Here is a 2,178-nt window from a genome sequence, read left to right as displayed (position 1 = left end):
TTGTTTAAACCCCCCCCCCCCGGCCCGCGCCCCCCGACCCCCCGCCCCCCCCCGCGCGCATCGCCCCCCCGCCGGCCCCCCGCCGGGGCGCCCCCACCGCCGTGCTTGCGGGTGTTCGTCAGGGCTTCCTGCACGATCCGGTACGCGGTGAGCTCGACGCCGCTGGGCAGCCGGCGGGGTGCGCCCTCGACCGCGAAGTCCACCGCGAGACCGGCCGCCCGCACCTGCTCGACCAGGACCTCGATCTGCTCGACGTCCGGCTGGGGCACGTAGTCCTCGGCCTCCTGCGGCTCGCCCGTGCGCAGGACGCCGAGCAGCCGGCGCATCTCGGCCAGGGCCTGGCGGCCGGTTCCGGAGATGGTCTGCAGGGCCTCCTTGGCCTGGTCGGGGGCCACGTCCATGACGTACGCGGCGCCGTCCGCCTGGACGACCATCACCGAGACGTTGTGCGCGACGACGTCGTGCAGCTCGCGGGCGATCCGGGCGCGCTCGGCGGCGACGGCCACCTGTGCCTGGGCCACGCGCTCCTTCTCCAGGCGCTGGTTCCGCTCGACGAGCTGGGCGTAGTAGGCCCGGCGGGTGCGCAGGGAATCGCCGAGCACCCAGGCGAGGGCGAACGGGACGATCGCGAACAGCACGAAGAAGAGGTTGTCGCGGAAGGTGCCCTTGTCCACCGTGAAGCGCAGGGCGTAGAGCGGGGAGGCGGTGAACCCGATGAACAGCGCGGTGCGGGACATCCGGCGGGAGACCTCGGCCGACGCCGCGACCGTGTACAGGATGATCAGCATCGCGAGGTCGGAGTTGACGGCCTCGGTGTGGGTGATCAGCTTGTAGACGCCGGTGCCGACGGCGAGCCAGAACATCGGCACCGTCCACCTGCGGCGCAGGGCCACGACGACGCCCATCGCGAGCACCGCGGGGACGGCGATCAGGCGCGCGGCGGTGCTGTTGAAACTGTCTTCGGCGACTTGCAGCAGCCCGAGTCCGACCAGGAGGACAGCCCAGAAGCTGTCGACGCCCGTCGGGTGTCTGCGGAGGAAGTCGTAGAGGCGCTGCACGTAACCCAGAGTAGGCAACGGGGATAGGTGCTGGAGTCAACCACAGGTGCGATCCGGGTGACGGAGGCGTACTCCCCAAGGTGGAGGGCGAGCTTAACCTTTCGGGGATGAGGACTCAGGGAGAAGTCGCGGACACGGTTCCGGTTCCGGTTCGGTGGCGGGCGGCGATGGAGGCCGCGCTGTACGGACCCGACGGGTTCTACGTGCGCCCGGGCGGGCCGGGGCCGGCCGGACACTTCCGCACCTCGGTGCACGCCTCGGCGCTGTACGCGGGGGCCGTGGCCCGGTTGCTGCGGTGGGTCGACGCGGAGCTCGGGCACCCGCGGGAGCTGGACCTGGTCGACGTCGGGGCCGGGCGCGCAGAGCTGCTGACCGGGGTGCTGGCCGCGCTCCCGGAGCGGGACGCGGCGCGGGTACGGCCGTACGCGGTGGAGCGGGCGGCGCGGCCGGACGGGCTCGATCCGCGGATCCGGTGGGTCGCCGAGCCGCCCGAGGGGACCACGGGGCTGCTGTTCGCCAACGAGTGGCTGGACAACGTGCCCCTGGAGATCGCGGAGGACGGCCGCTACGTGCTGGTCGCCCCGGACGGTACGGAGAGCCCCGGGCCGGCGGTGGACGGCCCGGACCGGGCGTGGCTGGAGCGGTGGTGGCCCGGGACCGGCCGCGCCGAGATCGGGCGGGCCCGGGACGAGGCGTGGGCCGTGGCGGTGCGCTCGGTGTCGAGGGGGCTGGCGGTGGCGGTGGACTACGCCCACACCCGGGACACCAGGCCCCCGTACGGCACCCTGACCGGGTTCCGGGGCGGCCGGGAGGTGGCGCCCGTCCCGGACGGGAGCTGCGACGTCACCGCCCACGTGGCGCTGGACGCGTGCGCGGGGCCGGGGGCGGTGCTGGTGTCGCAGCGGGAGGCGCTGGACCGGCTCGGTGTCGCGGGGACCCGCCCGCCGCTGGCCATGGCGTCATCGGACCCCGCGGCCTACGTACGGGCGCTGGCCTCGGCCGGCGAGGCGGCGGAACTCACCGCCCGCGGCGGCCTCGGCGACTTCGGCTGGCTGGTCCAGCCGGTCGGCGTGCGTTCCTGGCCGGCCTGACCGGTCCCGCTGCGGGGGCGGGCCCCCGC

Annotated in this window: 2 protein-coding genes; one reads left to right on the top strand and one right to left on the bottom strand. The window is 74.7% G+C overall.

Going from position 1 to position 2,178, the window contains the following annotated elements:
* A partial coding sequence (locus tag ACFXA3_RS41405; RefSeq protein ID WP_385196494.1) for a sensor histidine kinase occupies positions 1 to 1,058 on the bottom strand: 1,058 nt, incomplete at its 3' end.
* A 107-nt stretch (positions 1,059 to 1,165) separates the two neighbouring features.
* Between ACFXA3_RS41405 and ACFXA3_RS41400 the strand changes: the two genes are divergently transcribed.
* Complete coding sequence (locus ACFXA3_RS41400; RefSeq protein ID WP_385196492.1) at positions 1,166 to 2,149, top strand: SAM-dependent methyltransferase; 984 nt, start codon at positions 1,166 to 1,168, stop codon at positions 2,147 to 2,149.
* Positions 2,150 to 2,178 lie beyond the last annotated feature (29 nt).

The organism is Streptomyces sp. NPDC059456 (assembly GCF_042750055.1).
Taxonomy (GTDB): domain Bacteria; phylum Actinomycetota; class Actinomycetes; order Streptomycetales; family Streptomycetaceae; genus Streptomyces.
This window is presented reverse-complemented; position numbering and strand designations above follow the sequence as displayed.